This is a genomic window from Maribacter sp. MMG018 (genome assembly GCF_018100785.1).
GTDB lineage: Bacteria > Bacteroidota > Bacteroidia > Flavobacteriales > Flavobacteriaceae > Maribacter.
The window spans coordinates 614,277-631,981 of record NZ_JAGJEC010000001.1 but is presented as its reverse complement, the minus strand read 5'-3'; the positions used below and the strand labels follow the sequence as shown (position 1 = coordinate 631,981).

Here is a 17,705-nt window from a genome sequence, read left to right as displayed (position 1 = left end):
CCCGTTCCTTTTTTGTACTATATCAGTTACATTTTTTCGTAAGTAATTTCCGAATATTTTATATTTTTAGGCCTTTACCTTCTATTAATTTATGAACAGGAATTTTAGTTTATTTTTAATTTTTACATTGTTGTTTTCCTTTGCTAAGGCCCAAGAGTTTAGTGTTAAGGGAAGAGTTTTAGATTCTAATGATCAACCTTTAATTTTTGCGAATGTTTTGCTTCAATCTACCGATACCGTTTTGCTGGCCGGTACGGCCACGAACGAAGAAGGTTTTTTTGAGTTGAACAATGTTGAAAAAGGAACCTATTTGTTGTCCGCGAGTTATTTGGACAACTTTTCTGTAATAAAAAAAATTTCGGTTACCTCCGATATTGATGTCGACAGATTGATCATAGAACAGACCGAAGAGGTTTTAGACGAGGTAGTGGTGAGCTACAAAAAACCTACAATAGAACAAAAGGCGGACCGTGTGGTTTTCAATATAGAGAACACCTCTCTTTCCGATAGCGATATTTGGAGCGTTGTAAAGAGAACACCGGGCGTAATTATCGTAAACGACAAGATAAGCATAAAGGGCAGTACCAATATTGGGGTAATGATCAACGGCAAAAAAGTGAACATTCCCCAAGAGGATATTATTAACCTACTATCGGGAAGCTCTGCAAGCAATGTAGAGGCGGTAGAAGTGGTTCTTAACCCTCCGGCAAAATATAGTGCCGAAGGCGGAATGTTGTTAGATATAAAAATGAAGAAAAACCTGATCGCAGGTTATAATGGATCTGTCTATAACCGATATACCCAAGGGGTGTTTGCAAAACATATGCTGGGCACCGACCATTTTTTTAAGGGAGAAAAGACCGATTTTTCCATTACCTACAGTTTTAGGGCCGACAAAAGATTGAACCGATATACGGATATCACCAATTTTTTTGAAAACAATGTTGTTGATGAAATATGGACCGCTGAACAGAGCACCGTTTCTAAAGGCAAACACCATAATGTAAATGCATTTTTTGATTATCGGATCAACGCAAGAAACAACCTTAGTATATCTACGATAAACACGTTTTCTACACCCGCCAATAGGTATATAACCTCACAAACTTTAATTTCTGATCCCAACGGAGATTTGAATTCAAGTTTTTCTACCGACAACAATTCCGATTATGAAGTCTATAACACCTCTTATTATTTAGATTGGACACATAAGTTAAAACGAGAAGGGGCGGAAATTTCCTTTAGTAACCATTTTACCTATTATGATTACGACCGGGGACAAGAAATAAATACCGATTTTTTTGATTTGGACGGAACCGTTACCGGAGCCAATGATTTTACCACGAATTCCGGACAAAAAACGGCACTTTATACTTTTCAATTGGACTATGCTACGCCGATAAAAAAATCATCAAAACTAGAAACAGGATTGCGCTATGCCGGCATTAATTCAGAATCAAAGGTGTTACAAGAAGGGTTTGATCGTAACCAACCGGGAATAGACCCTACGGAAGAAGGCCTGTTTTCATATGATGAAAGTATTATGGCGGCCTATGTAAGTTTAAACAACAATTGGAAAAAATGGCAACTGAATGTAGGCCTAAGGTCAGAATATACCGAAACAAAAGGTAATTTAGAAACGAACCTTGCTCCCATTAAAAATTCATATTTAGAATTTTTTCCATCCATATCGGTACAACATGAATTAAGTGAAAAGAACGATTTAAACCTTAAATACTACCGTAGAATTACAAGACCTAGGTACGACGATTTAAATCCGTTTCAATATTTTCAGAGCAACAATGCCGTTGTGGAAGGAAACCCCTACCTAAAACCAACGACCAGAAACTATATTTCTTTGGGGTATACCTATGACAAATCTTACACGGTAGAACTGTTTTACTTGGCTAAAAAAGACGACTTTTTTGAGCAAGTCGTTCAAGATAACGACAGTAATTTACTAAGGTTCGTAAGCACCAATTTAGAGTCTAACCAAAGCTATGGCATAGATTTTAGGATAAACAAAAGATGGACGAATTTCTGGGACACCTATGTTTTATTGAGTTATTTCTATAAAGAAAACGGCTTTATAGACTTGGATTCAGGAAACTTGTTGGAAAATAATATCATGACCGCATATTTTGTTGCCAATAATTATTTCACCCTGTTAAAGGACAAATCGCTTTTTGCGGATATAACATTTAGGTATTTGGCACCAACTGTTTATGGCAACTCTGAAAGAGAGTCTACTAGTGAGCTAGGGCTATCTTTTAGAAAGACGATATGGAACAAAAAGGCCAGTATTTCTTTAGGCGTGGAAGATATTTTCAATGACGGTAATATTTTTTCTACCCGAAACTATCTAAACCAGAACAACAGCACGTTCTCTAGAAGCGAAAAAAGACTTTTTGTCTTTGGTTTTAGGTATAAGTTCGGGAACACGAAAATTCGTGACAACCAAAAGAGAAAGAGCACAGAGGAGGATAGCAGAATATAGGGCTATGGCATACTCATCATAATAGTGCCGCAAACACCTAAGCTAATAAGCAAGTAGACCCCGGAAAGAATAACGAATATCTTACCGGCCTTCTTTTTATGTTTTAACAACAAGATCACCCCGATGATAAGAAAAAGAATCGCGGGGCCGAACATGATTAAAAAAAGGAAGAAGAACAGGCCGTCTAGGCTTCCAACTTCTAAGGGTAAATGGATCATGGTATTTCGTTTTGTAGTTCTTTCAATCGGTTTATTTTATCATCCCTATAAAAAAGGTTCATCGTTTCAAAAGGGATTATCTTATTGTCTTTGTTCACGATATGGACACATGACTTTTTGATCGCCCTCACATCAAAATTGTGGGCGTCTACGAACTGCATTATGATGATCCGAAAAAGGTTGTCGTACCCCAGGTCCGGGGCATCTATTTCCGGTAGGCAGCACATAATGCTCTGTAGGTTTTCCGAAGCTTTCTCTACCGAATTGCCAGTGCTAAAAAGGGCGATCATTTTTCCGTGCAGTTGCTCGTCTTGCTCGTAGATGATCGTATTTTTTCCTTCGTTCAATAGATCGTCCGGATTTATATATCGGGTCAAAGGGCTTACTTCTCCATCTATCTTTAAGGCATAGGCCATGACCAGGGCATCGGGGTTACAGGGTACCGGTATTAGGTCGTCGGGTTCAAAAATAGGGGACTGCTCCAGTATTTTTCTACGTACCTCGGTGAGGGTAATTCTATTTTCATCGACATCAAAATTCTCTAAACGCCCTGCAATTTGTGTGGGCTGAAAGGTAACTCCCCGCACACATTTTTGACGAAGGGCAAAATTTATGGTCTCGCCCATTTCATGGTCGTTAAGGCCTTTTTGAAGCGTAACCACCAAGGTTGTGGAAAGGTTCAGCCTATTTAGGTGTTCCAGGGCCTTTAAACGGATATCGGCCAAATCTGCCCCACGTAGGGTTTGTAAAACTTCGTTGTTCAAAGAATCGAACTGCAGGTAAATCTCAAAATCGGGCATATAGGTGGCCAGTTTCTCGGCAAACCCATAGTCCTTCGCAATTTTTATACCGTTGGTGTTCACCATCAAATGGCGAATGGGCAAAGTTTTACAGTAGTCAAGAATTTCAAAGAACTCGGGGTGTAGGGTGGGCTCGCCACCGCTAAGCTGTACAACATCGGGTTCGCCTTCGTTCTTTACGATGGCATCCAACATCGATTTTACCTCCGCCAATGTACGGTGCCTGCCATAGGTGGGCGATGACCCGGCATAGCAAGTCGGGCAGGTAAGGTTGCAACGGTCCGTTAACTCCACCACGGTTAGGCACGAATGCTGTTCGTGATCGGGGCATAGGCCACAATCGTAGGGGCAACCGTAATGTGTTTTCGTATTAAAGGTTTTCGGGTACTCCGATGCTTTGTTGTAGTTTCGGATATTCTTGTAATATTCGATATCGTCGGCAATAAGCACTTTTGAGGCTCCGTGCTCAGGGCAACGTTTTAGCATATATACCTTTTCATTTTCAAAAATAATCTTGGCATCCACCCTTCTTAAACACTCAGGGCAAAGGCTTAGTGTAAAATCATAATACACGTAATTTTTTTCGGGCATAGGACAGTCCTTGACGGATGAATTTAAAATAGTAAAGAAGACAAATTAAACATAATATCTGAATGCTACTGAGTCCTGCGATGAAAAACGTATTGGGTTTTAGGAACTCTATAAAGAATCTAAAAGTAAAGTAGCTGACCATAAAAAACTTGAAATAAGCCCCTCTTTCACGAGGTACGAATTTATTTTGGCCATACTTAATGGCGATGAACAAGAAAACCATAAAAACAACCTCATATAGGGCAATGGGGTGTCTTGCAACACCGTCCCCCAGATCCATCCCCATAAAGAAAGTAGTGGATTTTCCGTAGGTAAATTCTTTTACGCCCGACAAAAAACAACCGATACGCCCGATTATGATTCCTAAAATAATGGGTAGGGTAAACAGATCGCCAGACGACTGTTTTTCGCCTATTATCTTTTTGGCGAGTTCCACTCCCAGGAGACCACCGAACAAACCGCCCATAATGGTCTTGTTGTTCAAGATGGCCAACCAGCCTTGTTGCCAGTGCAATACGGGGTTTTCGAAAAAGGCGACCAAGCGTGAAAACAGCAAGGCCCCAAAAATGGCCCCGATAATAATGGACAACCGATTGTTCGACGATATGGGATCGTTGCTTTTTTTCCGCAGAAAAACATAATACCTAAAAGCGATGAAAAAGGCTAGGTATTCTAGCACTAGGTGTACATTCACCTTGGTGCCGAACAATACCGGTTCATAAGGAATATCCATCCTTTATACTGCTTTTAAGAAGGGTAAGCTATTCTTGCCATTCGGCAATGAACAAATTGGTGTCCCTTGTGCCCCCATTGTTACGATTGCTCGAAAACGCCAAGTATTTACCGTCGTTTGAAAATACGGGAAAGGCATCAAAGGTTTTACCATGGGTAACACGTTCCAGGTTTTTACCATCGATATCGATGAGGTAGAGGTTAAAGGGAAAACCTTTCTCGGCCTCAAAATTACTGGAGAACAATATTTTTTTTCCGGAAGGATGAAAGAACGGACTCCAATTGGCGTTGCCCAAGAAGGTCAGTTGCCTCAGGTTGCTTCCGTCCGCATCGCATATAAAAAGCTCCATTTCGGTAGGTTCTACCAGGCCTTCCGCCAATAGGTCCTTATATTTTTTTATCGCTTCGGGCGTTTTTGGGCGAGATGCCCTAAAGATCAGTTGGGTTCCGTCGGGAGAAAAGAAAGCACCGCCGTCATAACCCAGCTCATCGGTGATCTGTTTCACGTCCGAACCGTCCAGATTCATGGTATACAGCTCTAGGTCGCCACTTCTGTCGGAGGTAAAGACGATTTTATCGCCTTTGGGCGAAACTGTAGCCTCGGCATCGTAACCCGGCTCATCGGTCAATTGGGCCGTAATATTTCCTTCGAGGTCCGAAACAAAAATATCGAAGGTATCGTAAACGGGCCATACATAGTTTCCGTTTTTACGAAGGGGTACCTCGGGGCACTCCTTGTCCGACAAGTGGGTAGAGCCATACACAAAATGTTTGTTATCGGGTAAAAAATAGGCACAGGTAGTACGGCCAAGACCGGTACTTATCATAGGGGGCATAATACTGTCGTTGAAGCTTTCATCCACATTCATCAAGAACATCTGGTCGCAGTTTAGGCCCCAAGCCTCGTTGTTCGATTGAAAGACCAACTGTTTATCGTCCCAGCTCCAATACGCTTCGGCATTGTCTCCCCCAAAGGTAATCTGACGGATGCTCTTAAAATGTTTTTCCTCGGGGTAGATCAAGGTATCGGCACCGGCCATAATAGAGGTTGATTCTTCTTTTTGGGGTGCGGTATTCTTGGGCTCCGACTTGCAGCTTCCCAATAAACATAGGCTTCCTAAAATAAATAAAAGTCTCATGTAGTATGTGTATTTTTGTCAAAAATACAAGCTATGTTACGCAATCAAATATTTTTATACATCTTTTTTGCGGTGCTGTTATCCTGTAAACAGGAAAAAGAGGTAGCCGTAAGTATGCAAGACGATGTTGTCTTTTTAGCAAAGGATAGCTTAATGGGGCGTGAAACAGGTACCCCATATGAAATACAGGCGGCAGATTATTTGCAAGGGCGTATGAAGCAGATCGGACTGGCACCAAAAGGAAACAAGGGTACTTATTTTCAGACGTTTAGCTTTAAACCCAAGAAAGACCCGCATTCCGAAGTGCAGTTCGTGGCCGGTGATAGCACCATTACCGGAACCAATGTGATCGGGTATGTAGACAATAAGGCCGATAAAACAGTGATCATAGGAGCCCATTACGATCATTTGGGCATGGGCGGTGAAGGTTCTTTATATGCCGATGGCGAGGCGATCCATAACGGGGCCGATGACAATGCAAGTGGGGTGGCCGTACTCTTGGACCTGGCAAAAAAACTAAAGGATAGCGTTACGGGAAGCAATTATTTGTTCATCGCTTTTTCAGGTGAGGAAATGGGACTTTTAGGAAGTAATTATTTTTCAAAAAACCCGACCATCGATTTAAAAAAGGCGAACTACATGATCAATATGGATATGGTGGGCAGGCTTAGGGAAGATAAGACCTTATCGATCAGTGGTACAGGTACCGCGCCAATTTGGAACCAAGTGCTCAATGCCAACAATCCTGGTTTTAAGCTGGTCTTGAGCGAATCGGGTGTAGGCCCTAGCGACCACACCTCTTTTTATTTGCAGGATATTCCCGTATTGCATTTTTTTACGGGCCAACATGAGGACTATCACAAACCTTCCGACGATTCCGACAAACTGAACTACAAGGGCATGGAAATGATCAGTGATTATATTTTGGATGTTATCACAGACCTGGACGATGCTGCCAAACTTTCTTTTCGGGAGACCAAGAACGAAAGCGAGGACACCCCTAGGTTCAAGGTTGCCCTTGGTGTAATGCCCGATTACCTGTTCGACGGAAAGGGCATGCGCATCGATGGGGTCACCAAAGGAAAACCCGCAGCCGCAGCAGGCCTACAAAAGGGCGATGTCGTGGTTAAATTGGGCGACAGTACCGTGGTTGATATGATGAGCTATATGCGGGCACTTTCGGTTTTTGAGGAAGGAAACGAAACGGAAGTAACGGTAGACCGAAACGGAGAAAAGATAACCACGAAAATTACGTTCTAAATAAGCGTATTTTTGCACCCTTAAAATCAAAACAATTATATGCCCAAGATAGGCGACATAGAATTACCTGATTTTCCTTTATTGCTTGCACCGATGGAAGATGTAAGCGATCCACCTTTTCGTGCCCTGTGCAAAGAGAACGGTGCCGATGTGGTGTATACCGAGTTTATTTCTTCGGAAGGGTTGATACGGGATGCCGCAAAGAGCGTCATGAAGTTGGATATTTATGAAAAGGAACGCCCGGTAGGCATTCAGATATTTGGCGCCAATCTCGATTCTATGCTGCAATCGGTGGAAATTGTAGAGAAATCGAACCCCGACATCATAGACATCAATTTTGGGTGCCCTGTGAAAAAAGTAGTGAGCAAAGGCGCTGGCGCCGGTATTTTAAAGGATGTGGAGCTCATGGTCTCTTTGACCAAGGCAATGGTAGAACGTACCAAGCTGCCCATTACCGTAAAGACCCGTTTGGGTTGGGACGAAAGCTCGATCAAGATCGTTGAGGTCGCCGAGCGTTTGCAAGATGTGGGGTGCAAGGCCATCGCCATTCACGGCCGTACCCGAGCGCAGATGTACAAGGGCAATGCGGACTGGAGGCCAATAGCCGAGGTAAAGAACAATCCGCGTATGCACATTCCTGTATTTGGCAACGGGGATGTAGACACCCCCGAGGCCGCTATGAAAATGAGGGACGAGTACGGGTTGGACGGGGCTATGATCGGCCGGGCCAGTATCGGCTACCCTTGGTTCTTTAACGAGGTAAAGCACTATTTTAAAACGGGGGAGCACATGGCACCGCCCAATATGAAAGCCCGTGTAGAGGCCGCAAGAAGGCATTTACAAATGTCCATTGATTGGAAAGGGGAAAAACTAGGGGTTTTTGAGACCCGTAGGCACTACACCAATTACTTTAAGGGAATCCCCAATTTTAAGGAATACCGTATGAAAATGGTCACCAGCGACGATGCCGCCGATGTGTTTGCCGCCTTTGATGAGGTGTTGGACAAATTTGGCGACTACGAGTTCGTTTCCCAGTAGCCCTTCATTCTAAAAAAAAGGGATTATTCTCTTTACAATGCCTTCAATATTTGGGCCGAAAGATGTTTTACATAGCCATTGGAGAATTTTCGTTCACCGGTACCTTCCCTATAATTCTCTAAATAGCCCCCATATTGTTGTAACAAATTGTTTTTTGCCCCTTTTGTTGCTCCTGACTTTACAGACAACTCCAAAGCCTTTTTCAAATAGTTTTGGGCATTGTTGAAATCTTCGGTCATTATAGATAGGTGATACAGGTTCATTAAGATGCCCCATTTTATCTTTTTTATTTTTTTGTCTTCCCCATCATAATCGGACAGTAGACCTTTCCAATAATCAAGGTGAGCGTTTATTTGCTGTTTATTTGCCCTTAGGTCTTTAATGGAGCTAAAACTAGCATCGCATAAAGAGACCAAACTATTTAGTTGTTCTTCGGTCTCGTTGGTAAGGGCTTTGTTCTTCTTGTCTTTTATATAATAGAAACTTTGGTATTCTTTGGCCATATGGTTGTCGTATATATCCTTGATCGTACCGGTAACCTTTTTTAGAAAATTTTCCCCCAGTTTTATGTCCAGATATTTTTTGATGGTATACGCACTTATGTCCGGCTCCACGGGATCCCCTTCTAAGTCCAGGTACTTTTCTTTTTCCTTAACGGGAAAACTTATGGTAGTGGGTATTTTTGTGCCGCGTATATCCGCTTTTGGTAAAATAGGGATCTCCCAGAACTGGGTCAGTTCTTCGTTATAATAAAAGAGCAGCTTTACACTTGCCCTTTCTTTGGGTAAAATATCTATAGTATAGGTCTTGTCATCGGCAGGGGCAATGGTACCCTTAACATCGAGTACATCAACAGAAATACCGCTTACCGCCACAAATATATCCGGTGCCTCATCACCGATAATTTTTCTAAAACCTTCTAGCTGCAGCTCTTTTTTAAATTCATCATTGCTAAAGTTCATAACCTCACCGGTGCCAAGTACCAATTCTGCCCAATATGTTTCCACATCTTTTGGGGCCACTTGGTTGGCGTAATTTGGCATGGTAACCGTAATTCCTTTTGTTTTTAAAGATTGTGCCTGTGATTGTATAAAAGAGAAGAAGGCAAAAAGAAGAATATAATATTTCATTGTAATAAGGGGACTAAACAGTTTTCGACTTTGTTCAAAAAAATAAGAATTCCTATTTGCGAATAAGTTATAATTTTTTTGACAAATAACAATTGTAGTAGTCTAAAAACTAGATAGTAAGGGTTTTTTGTCTAGATGAAAAACACTATTTAAAAAGAAGTGCGATACTGCTTAATTGACCACCAGTTTCTTATTGATTCTACTACTGGCAATTTTAGAGGCAATAACGCCCAGCACCAAAATGGTAGCCAAAACAATAAGTACGTTGATCAGTTTATATTCTACGGGATAGGGTAACGACGGAGTAATTTTTAACCACCCGAACATTAGCTGCGTCCAAATAAGTAGAGAGCCCAACAACACACCTATAACACCCCCAAAACCGGTAACCAAAAGCCCTTGTACAAAATAGATATGGCGAAGTTCTTTAATGGTAGTACCCATACTGTACAGTGTTTTAGAGTTTTGTTGCTTGTCTAAAATCATCATTATAATGGCTCCAACAACATTGAACAGGGCAATAATGAGCACTAGGGTAAAAATAAGGTAGGTCGCCATGTTCTCGGTATTCAGCATTTTATAGAGTGTACTGTTCAGCTCTTGCCTGTTCTTTAAAACGATGTTGTCGCCCAGCACCGATTGTATGTCGGATCGCAGTTGGGCCATATCGGCGGTGCTGTCTACCTTAAAATTAATGCCCGAAATTTGATCCGGACCTTTTTCCAGTAGGGCCTGTGTCAACGAAAGGTCTGCAAACACATACTTGTTGTCGAGGTCGGCCTCTACGGCATATACACCGCCTATTACAACGGGTAGTTGGTTGTAAAGCGAACTTACCCCCTGCTGCGAGATAGACCCTTCTCCGGGCTTAAAGGCATAAACCTGCATCGGACTAATAAATTGATTGATCGTAACCCCCAGAATATTGGCGATACCGATGCCCGAAACCACTTGTTGTTCATTAATGGTCCAGTCGCCGATGTACAAGATACTATCGGTATTGATCACCTTGGTGTAATTGGAGTCGATTCCCTTGATATAGGCAATATGGTTTTTGCCCCGATGTTCCAGATATACCTTTTCCTCTATTTCTTTTGAATAGGAAGCAAGGCCTTTAATGCTTTTAAGTTGGGTTTCCTGCTCTGGGGTTATGGTAAAAAACTTACCGGTAACGGGCAGGGCCTTTAGTTCGGGGTCAAATGAATTTGTAAAGGAAAGGCTAAACGTTTTAAGTCCGGCGAAACCGGACAATACAATAAACAGTGCGGCCGATCCAATTACGATTACCAAAAAGGTAATGAAATTTATAATGTTTACCGCATTCTGCGAACTCTTAGAGCGCACATATCTTTTAGCGATATATAATGGAAAGTTCAAGAATCAGGATTTTTTTCTTTTAGGCAATAAATCTCGGTTCTCGATCGGGTTCTCCTCTCTTTTTAACGACTTTTCTATTTTTTCGATGTACTCTAAAGAGTCGTCCAGGTAAAAGAGTAGTTCTGGCACCCTTCGCAATTGGTTTCTGGTACGTTGGGCCAGTTCGTGCTTAATAAGGGGCTGGTTAGATTTTATGCCCTCTAAAAGTTCTGCGGCCTGCTCGTTAGGAAAAATGCTAACGTACACCTTTGCTATAGACAGGTCGGTGGTTACCGATACCTTCGATACCGATATCAAGGTGCTTCTAAGACCGCCTTCAATGGCTGCCTTTTGTAGAATATCCACAATGTCTTTTTGTATTACTCCGGCTATTTTACGTTGTCTTTGCGTTTCCATAGGACAAAAATACATAGAATAGTATGTATTTTAGTAAAATAAAGAAAAGCATCCGATTCTTTCTCGGATACGCACAAAAAATTACGAAGGTGAAAAAGATAGAACATATTGGTATTGCCGTCAAAAATTTGGAAGAATCCAATGAGCTGTTCCACAAATTATTGGGTAGTGGGCCCTATAAGGAAGAAGAAGTGGCATCGGAGGGGGTGAAGACCTCTTTCTTTCAGAACGGACCCAATAAAATAGAATTATTGGAAGCTTTGGACAACACCGGGCCCATTGCCAAGTTTTTAGAGAAAAAGGGAGAGGGCGTACACCATATCGCTTTTGAGGTAGATGATATTGTTTCTGAAATCGCCAGACTAAAAAAAGAAGGCTTTCATATCTTGAACGAGACCCCAAAAAAAGGGGCCGACAATAAATGGGTCGCTTTTGTACACCCCAAGACTACGAACGGGGTTTTGGTAGAGCTATGTCAAGAAATAAAGAAGTAGGTACGTTTTTGCTTGTGCCAAATAAAAATAAGTGGTAATATTGCATCCGCAAATTGCGGGTCCTATAGCTCAGCTGGTTAGAGCACCTGACTCATAATCAGGGGGTCCATGGTTCGAGCCCATGTGGGACCACATCAAGCAGAAAACCCACGCCTATGGTGTGGGTTTTTCATTTCTTGGCAGTAAGCCGGGTTTGCCCGGGCTTCTACCCCGAAATAAAAAAGAACGATTCGCCTTGGCGTAGCGTGGTTTTCTATTTGCAGGAGCGGGCACTACTGGTCCACGAGCACTGCGAGCTAACCCATGTGGGACCACAACTAAAATAAAGCCTTTCGAGAAATCGAGAGGCTTTTTTGTTTCTTGGCAGTAAGCCGGGTTTGCCCGGGCTTCTACCCCGAAATGAAAAAGAACGATTCGTGCTAGCGTAGCATGGTTTTCTATTTGCAGGAGCGGGCACTAATGTTCTAAGAGCACTGCGAGCTAACCCATGTGGGACTACCTCTATAAAAATTTAATCCAATCGTTTAGGTTGCTTTTTTTTGTTTTAAAAGGGTGCTTGTCAGGGTGCGTTTTAGTAAAACAATTTGTTTCAATGATAGATTGGTTTGAATTTCAGATGGAATAAAAAAACAACGCGGGGATACTAAAAAAACATGCTTCAAGTGCGCTTGAGAGTCAAAGAGGATAAACACACAATTACTTAGCCAATTTTTGATACCAAAAAACCTAAAAAAAACACATAAAGAAAAAATAATTTTTTGGAATAAGAAGAAATGTAAATATTTTTCTTCATAATAAAAATATTGATTTATTGCGATTATTGAACTCGGTCTGAAGCCAGAATAAGCCGTTTAAGGGCCGTTGAACGAGGACCCTCACGGAATGGAAAATTGTTCTGCATTTTTAATAAAACACCCCCGTACCCCATCAAATGGTTTTTGAAGCTTCGTTTTTCAATTGGTTTTGTTCAAATTGTAAAAATTTTTTTTGGTTGAGTGAATCTATTAGGAATGAAATGAAAAATATTGTATCATTTTCATTGCAATGGGATGCTATTATTTTTATTTTAACATTTTATATTCGATGTTCCCCCTACAACGTTTGGAACCTTAAACAAACTGCTAATCAATAAATAAAAATGTCTTTTAAAGAGATACTCGAAAAGTACCGTAAGTATTCATTTTCGGAAAGGGACAAAGGCGACCGTTTTGAACGGCTAATGGCCGCCTATCTACAAACGGACCCTAAGTACAGTAGCAAATTCAAAAAAGTATGGCTATGGTATGAATTTCCTGGAAGAAATGACCTAGGTGGTGGCGATACAGGAATTGATATTGTTGCTTTAACCCATGATAACCAATATTGGGCCATACAATGTAAATGTTACGCCGAAGGGACAACAATAGATAAAAAAGCCGTTGATAGTTTTCTTTCCACTTCCAGCAGACAATTCAAAGATGAAAACCTAAAAAAAGTACACTTTTCACACCGCCTCTGGATAGATACCACTGGTAAGCGTTGGAGTTCAAATGCGGAGCAGGTAATTCTTAACCAAAATATACCGGTTTCCAGAATTGGCTTGTTTCATCTGGAAGAAGCTCCCGTACAATGGGATAAATTGGACGACGGTATTTCAGGCAAAAATGCCCTAGTCGAAAAATTTGATGTAAGACCCCATCAAAAAACGGCTTTAGAAAACACCCATGAATATTTCAAGGAGCAGGATAGAGGTAAACTTATCATGGCCTGTGGCACAGGTAAAACTTTTACCGCACTTCGTATTGCCGAAAATGAAACCAATGGTAAAGGCTTAATTCTGTTTTTAGTGCCCTCCATTGCATTAATTGGGCAAACGTTAAACGAATGGACTGCACAAGCAATAAACCCAATTAATGCTATTTGTATTTGTTCGCAACCTGACATTACCAAAAAGAAAAAGAAAGGTGAAGATGCCGATTTTTATAGTACCGTAGACTTGGCACTGCCGGCTTCAACTGATGTTGACAATATCATGAGACAGTTCAGGTATTATAGTGAACATCATAATGGAGGAATGACGGTTGTTTTTTCCACTTATCAATCCATTGAGGTTATTGCCAGAGCACAAAAAGGCTTACAAAAAAATATTGGGGACGAATCAATATTTGACCTAATCATATGCGATGAGGCGCATCGAACGACAGGCGCAAAATTAAGTAACGAAGAAGAGTCGGCATTTACCAAGGTACATGACAATAACTTTATTCAAGGAAAGAAGCGTTTGTATATGACCGCGACACCGCGAATGTACGACCCTAAAGCAAAAGACAAGGCAGCTCAAAAGGACGTTGATCTATGGTCTATGGATGATGAGGATGTTTACGGCGAAGAAATCTACCGCATTGGTTTTGGTGAGGCTGTAGAAAGAAACCTTTTAACTGACTATAAAGTACTTATTCTCACCTTGAGCGATAAGGATGTACCGCCTTCGGTTCAAAAAATGATTTCTGATGAAGAACAGGAAATCAATAGCGATGATGCTTCTAAACTGATCGGTTGTATCAACGCCATGGCAAAACAAATGATGGGGGACGATGGTAAACTACGCGAAGTAGACCCCGGACCTATGAAACGTGCAGTGGCCTTCTGTTCCCGTATTAACCCAACGGCCTATTCAGATGCCACTGCCTCCACCACCATTGCCAATTACTTTAATACGGTTTCCAACGAATATATCGAGTCACTTCCAAAGGAAGAACAAAAAGTACGTATCAGTACGGAAGCCAAGCACATCGATGGTACCATGTCCGCCACGGAGCGTGAAGAGTTGCTATCATGGCTTAAAGAAGATAGTGACGATACCAGAATCTTGACCAATGTACGTTGTTTAAGTGAAGGTGTGGATGTTCCTTCCTTGGATGCCGTAATGTTCTTGTCTGCCCGTAATTCGGAAGTTGATGTGGTACAATCCGTAGGGCGTGTGATGCGACGTTCCGAAGGTAAAAAATATGGATATATCATTATACCTGTTTTAGTGCCTTCAGATGTAGAACCTGAAAGAGCCTTAGATGACAATAAACGCTATGCTGTAGTTTGGACGGTTTTAAACGCCTTACGAGCGCACGATGATAGATTCAACTCCATTATCAATAAAATTGACCTCAATAAAAAACGCCCGGATCAAATTCTTATTGGTAGGCCTGATTATTCCTTTGACGAGGATGGTAATTGGGTCAATGAAAATGAAGGAGGCTATAAAAACGATAAACTCAATCAACAATTTACGCTTCAATTTGAGGCCTTACAAAATGTACTCTATGCCCGTTTGGTCAAAAAAGTGGGAGATAGACGATATTGGGAACAATGGGCTCAAAACATTGGTGAAATCGCCACACGTTTGGTTGAGCGTATTACATATTTAATAGAGGAAAAAACAGAACATCGAAAGGCTTTCGACATGTTCTTGAAGGGCTTACAGTCCAATATCAATTCCAGCATCTCAGAAAAGGAGGCGGTAGAGATGTTGGCCCAGCATATGATCACCAAACCGGTGTTCGAAGCGTTGTTTGAGGGCTATTCTTTTGTTGATAACAATGCGGTTTCAAAAGCAATGGAACATATGATGGAGTTGCTGGAGGAAGGTGCACTGGATAAGGACACTAAAGTGTTGAATAAATTCTATGAATCGGTACGAATGCGGGCTGAAGGCATCGATAATGCTGAAGGTAAGCAACGCATCATTATTGAATTATATGATAAGTTCTTTAAAACTGCTTTTCCTAAAATGGTGGAGCAATTGGGTATTGTCTACACACCTGTTGAGGTGGTCGATTTTATTCTGCATTCGGTGAACGATGTGTTACAGCAAGAATTTGGACAAAGTATTTCTGATGAAGATGTACATGTATTAGACCCATTTACAGGAACAGGAACCTTTATTACACGTTTAATCCAGTCTGGGCTTATTAAAAAAGAAGACTTACCTCGTAAATACGAACGTGAAATACATTGTAATGAAATTGTATTATTGGCCTATTATATTGCAGATGTCAACATTGAAAATGCCTACCACGATGTCATGGGCAATGAAGGTGATTATGTGCCTTTTGATGGTATTTGTTTAACCGACACCTTCCAATTGGGCGAAACCAAGGATTCTGTGATTTTCTCTGAAATGTTCCCACAAAACTCGGAGCGATTGGAAATGCAGAAAAAAGGACCAATTCGAGTCATTGTTGCAAACCCACCCTATTCCATAGGTCAAAAGTCAGCAAATGATGATGCACAGAATCTTAAATATGAAAAACTGGATGCTAGAATAAATCAAACGTATGCTAGCAAATCAAATGCAACAAACATGAATGCATTATATGATTCTTACATTAAAGCATTTCGTTGGAGTACCGATAGATTAGCCGATGATGGCGGAATTATTGGTTTTGTAACAAATGGCGCTTGGTTAGATGGGAATTCGCAAGATGGATTTAGAAAGACCATTCAGGAAGAGTTTGATTCCATTTATGTCTTTAATTTGAGAGGAAATGCCAGAACATCCGGAGAATTGAGAAGAAAAGAAAAGGACAATGTCTTTGGACAAGGTACTAGAACCCCAATTTCCATTTCAATTTTAGTAAAAAAACCTAATTCTAAAAATGTTAAAGCTACAATTAGATATCTTGACATTGGCGATTATTTAACCCAAAAAGAAAAGTTAGAAAAGATTGGAAAATTAAAGACAGTTATTAATTCTAAAATCGAATGGGAAATTTTATCACCTAATGAACATGGGGAATGGATTAATCAGCGAAACGATTCTTTTGAAGAATATTTGTCAATTGGAGATAAAAAATTAAAAAATAATTTTTTCAAGTCCGGATTGCATTGCCGAGGCCTAGAAACTGCAAGAGATGTTTGGGTTTATAATTATGATAAATTTAAGCTTGAAACCAACATAACCACAACTGTTAATTTTTATAATGACCAGTTGGAAGTTTATCAATCAAAATATGCATTTAAGGATATTGATCCAAAGGATATTTTAAATTTCAATGATTTAAAAATTAGTTGGTCAAGGGCATTTGTAAATGATATTAAAAATAACATCAGAAAGGAATTTACAGCGAATAATATTCGAATTAGTAGTTATAGGCCATTTGTTAAACAATATTTGTATTTCAGTCGTGAACTGAATAATTATGTTTCAAGAATGGATTCGTTTTTTCCAGAAAATGACTCTACTAATAAAATTATTTGTATTTCTGGACTAGGAGGTAAAAAGTCATTTAGTACTCTTCTTGTTAATGTAATTCCTGATTTAAATATTCTTGATTCAGGAACACAGTGCTTCCCTTTATTTTATTACGAAGAAAAAGTTAAGCAATCTCCTGGGTTATTTGACCAGGTTGGGGAAAGTGAGAACATAAGGCATGATGGGGTCAGTGATTTTATTTTGGGTTGCACTCAAAAACAGTACGGAAAATCAGTTACCAAAGAAGATATTTTCTATTATGTCTATGGTATTCTACACAGCCCAGACTACAGGAAAACCTTTGCCAACGACCTTAAAAAAATGTTGCCACGTTTGCCATTAGTAGATGAGCCAAGAGACTTCTGGAAATTTAGCAAAGCAGGTCGTGCCTTGGCAGATTTACATATTAACTATGAGAGTGTTGAGCCATATCCAGATGTTCAGATAGAAGGGCAACAAGCCTTACTTGATGCTGATGCCTACGAATTTTATAGAGTGAGTAAAATGCGTTTCCCTAAAAAAGACCAAAAGGATACCATTTTGTACAACGGTCGTATTACCATAAAAAATATCCCAGAAAAAGCCTATGAGTATGTGGTTAATGGCAAATCAGCCATTGAGTGGATTATGGAACGCTACCAAGTAAAAACCGATAAGAAATCAGGTATTACCAACGATCCCAACGATTGGGGCAAAGAACACGAAAATCCCAGTTACATTTTCGACCTTTTATTGAGCATCATTAATTTAAGTGTTCAAACCGTAGATATTGTAAATAGCTTGCCTAAATTGGAGTTTGACTAATT

At 40.5% G+C, this 17,705-nt stretch carries 12 protein-coding genes and 1 tRNA gene; 6 read left to right on the top strand and 7 right to left on the bottom strand.

What is annotated here, in order from left to right:
- The first annotated feature begins 91 nt into the window (after positions 1 to 91).
- A complete protein-coding gene (locus J8L85_RS02820) occupies positions 92 to 2,497 on the top strand; it encodes a TonB-dependent receptor (RefSeq protein ID WP_211014335.1) in 2,406 nt (801 codons plus the stop codon).
- Positions 2,498 to 2,499: 2 nt separating this feature from the next.
- Here J8L85_RS02820 and J8L85_RS02815 read toward each other — a convergent pair whose 3' ends face one another.
- From J8L85_RS02815 to J8L85_RS02800, 4 genes are read right to left on the bottom strand one after another with little or no spacing between them, the layout of a single operon-like run.
- Positions 2,500 to 2,715 (bottom strand): hypothetical protein, encoded by a 216-nt coding sequence (locus J8L85_RS02815; protein WP_211014333.1) that lies wholly within the window; start codon positions 2,713 to 2,715, stop codon positions 2,500 to 2,502.
- Entirely contained in the window at positions 2,712 to 4,106 is a 1,395-nt protein-coding gene (locus tag J8L85_RS02810; RefSeq protein WP_211014331.1) for a radical SAM protein, read from the bottom strand. Before J8L85_RS02810 ends, J8L85_RS02815 begins: the two co-directional genes overlap by 4 nt.
- Positions 4,078 to 4,839 (bottom strand): prolipoprotein diacylglyceryl transferase family protein, encoded by a 762-nt coding sequence (locus tag J8L85_RS02805; RefSeq protein ID WP_211014329.1) that lies wholly within the window; start codon positions 4,837 to 4,839, stop codon positions 4,078 to 4,080. The genes J8L85_RS02810 and J8L85_RS02805 overlap by 29 nt, the downstream gene beginning before the upstream one ends.
- A gap of 28 nt (positions 4,840 to 4,867) precedes the next feature.
- Positions 4,868 to 5,977 carry a PD40 domain-containing protein gene (locus J8L85_RS02800; RefSeq protein ID WP_211014326.1) on the bottom strand — a complete coding sequence of 370 codons (1,110 nt, stop codon included), beginning with the start codon at positions 5,975 to 5,977 and terminating at the stop codon, positions 4,868 to 4,870.
- A gap of 33 nt (positions 5,978 to 6,010) precedes the next feature.
- Between J8L85_RS02800 and J8L85_RS02795 the strand changes: the two genes are divergently transcribed.
- Positions 6,011 to 7,237: a M28 family peptidase gene (locus J8L85_RS02795; protein ID WP_211014324.1), complete on the top strand. Its 1,227-nt coding sequence runs from the start codon at positions 6,011 to 6,013 to the stop codon at positions 7,235 to 7,237.
- A 39-nt stretch (positions 7,238 to 7,276) separates the two neighbouring features.
- Complete coding sequence (dusB, locus tag J8L85_RS02790; protein WP_211014322.1) at positions 7,277 to 8,275, top strand: tRNA dihydrouridine synthase DusB; 999 nt, start codon at positions 7,277 to 7,279, stop codon at positions 8,273 to 8,275.
- A gap of 32 nt (positions 8,276 to 8,307) precedes the next feature.
- Here the strand turns inward: dusB and J8L85_RS02785 are convergent, their stop codons facing one another.
- The 3 genes from J8L85_RS02785 to rbfA all read right to left on the bottom strand — a co-directional run bounded on the left by J8L85_RS02785 (position 8,308) and on the right by rbfA (position 11,178).
- Complete coding sequence (locus J8L85_RS02785; protein WP_211014320.1) at positions 8,308 to 9,405, bottom strand: hypothetical protein; 1,098 nt, start codon at positions 9,403 to 9,405, stop codon at positions 8,308 to 8,310.
- A 171-nt stretch (positions 9,406 to 9,576) separates the two neighbouring features.
- Positions 9,577 to 10,782 (bottom strand): FtsX-like permease family protein, encoded by a 1,206-nt coding sequence (locus J8L85_RS02780; RefSeq protein ID WP_211014318.1) that lies wholly within the window; start codon positions 10,780 to 10,782, stop codon positions 9,577 to 9,579.
- A gap of 3 nt (positions 10,783 to 10,785) precedes the next feature.
- A complete protein-coding gene (gene rbfA, locus J8L85_RS02775) occupies positions 10,786 to 11,178 on the bottom strand; it encodes a 30S ribosome-binding factor RbfA (RefSeq protein WP_047247993.1) in 393 nt (130 codons plus the stop codon).
- Between the two features lie 89 nt (positions 11,179 to 11,267).
- Between rbfA and mce the strand changes: the two genes are divergently transcribed.
- From mce to J8L85_RS02760, 3 genes are all read left to right on the top strand, one after another.
- Positions 11,268 to 11,672 carry a methylmalonyl-CoA epimerase gene (mce, locus tag J8L85_RS02770; protein WP_211014316.1) on the top strand — a complete coding sequence of 135 codons (405 nt, stop codon included), beginning with the start codon at positions 11,268 to 11,270 and terminating at the stop codon, positions 11,670 to 11,672.
- Between the two features lie 58 nt (positions 11,673 to 11,730).
- Positions 11,731 to 11,804, top strand: a tRNA-Ile gene (locus J8L85_RS02765).
- A gap of 1,006 nt (positions 11,805 to 12,810) precedes the next feature.
- Positions 12,811 to 17,703 carry a type ISP restriction/modification enzyme gene (locus J8L85_RS02760; RefSeq protein ID WP_211014314.1) on the top strand — a complete coding sequence of 1,631 codons (4,893 nt, stop codon included), beginning with the start codon at positions 12,811 to 12,813 and terminating at the stop codon, positions 17,701 to 17,703.
- Positions 17,704 to 17,705 lie beyond the last annotated feature (2 nt).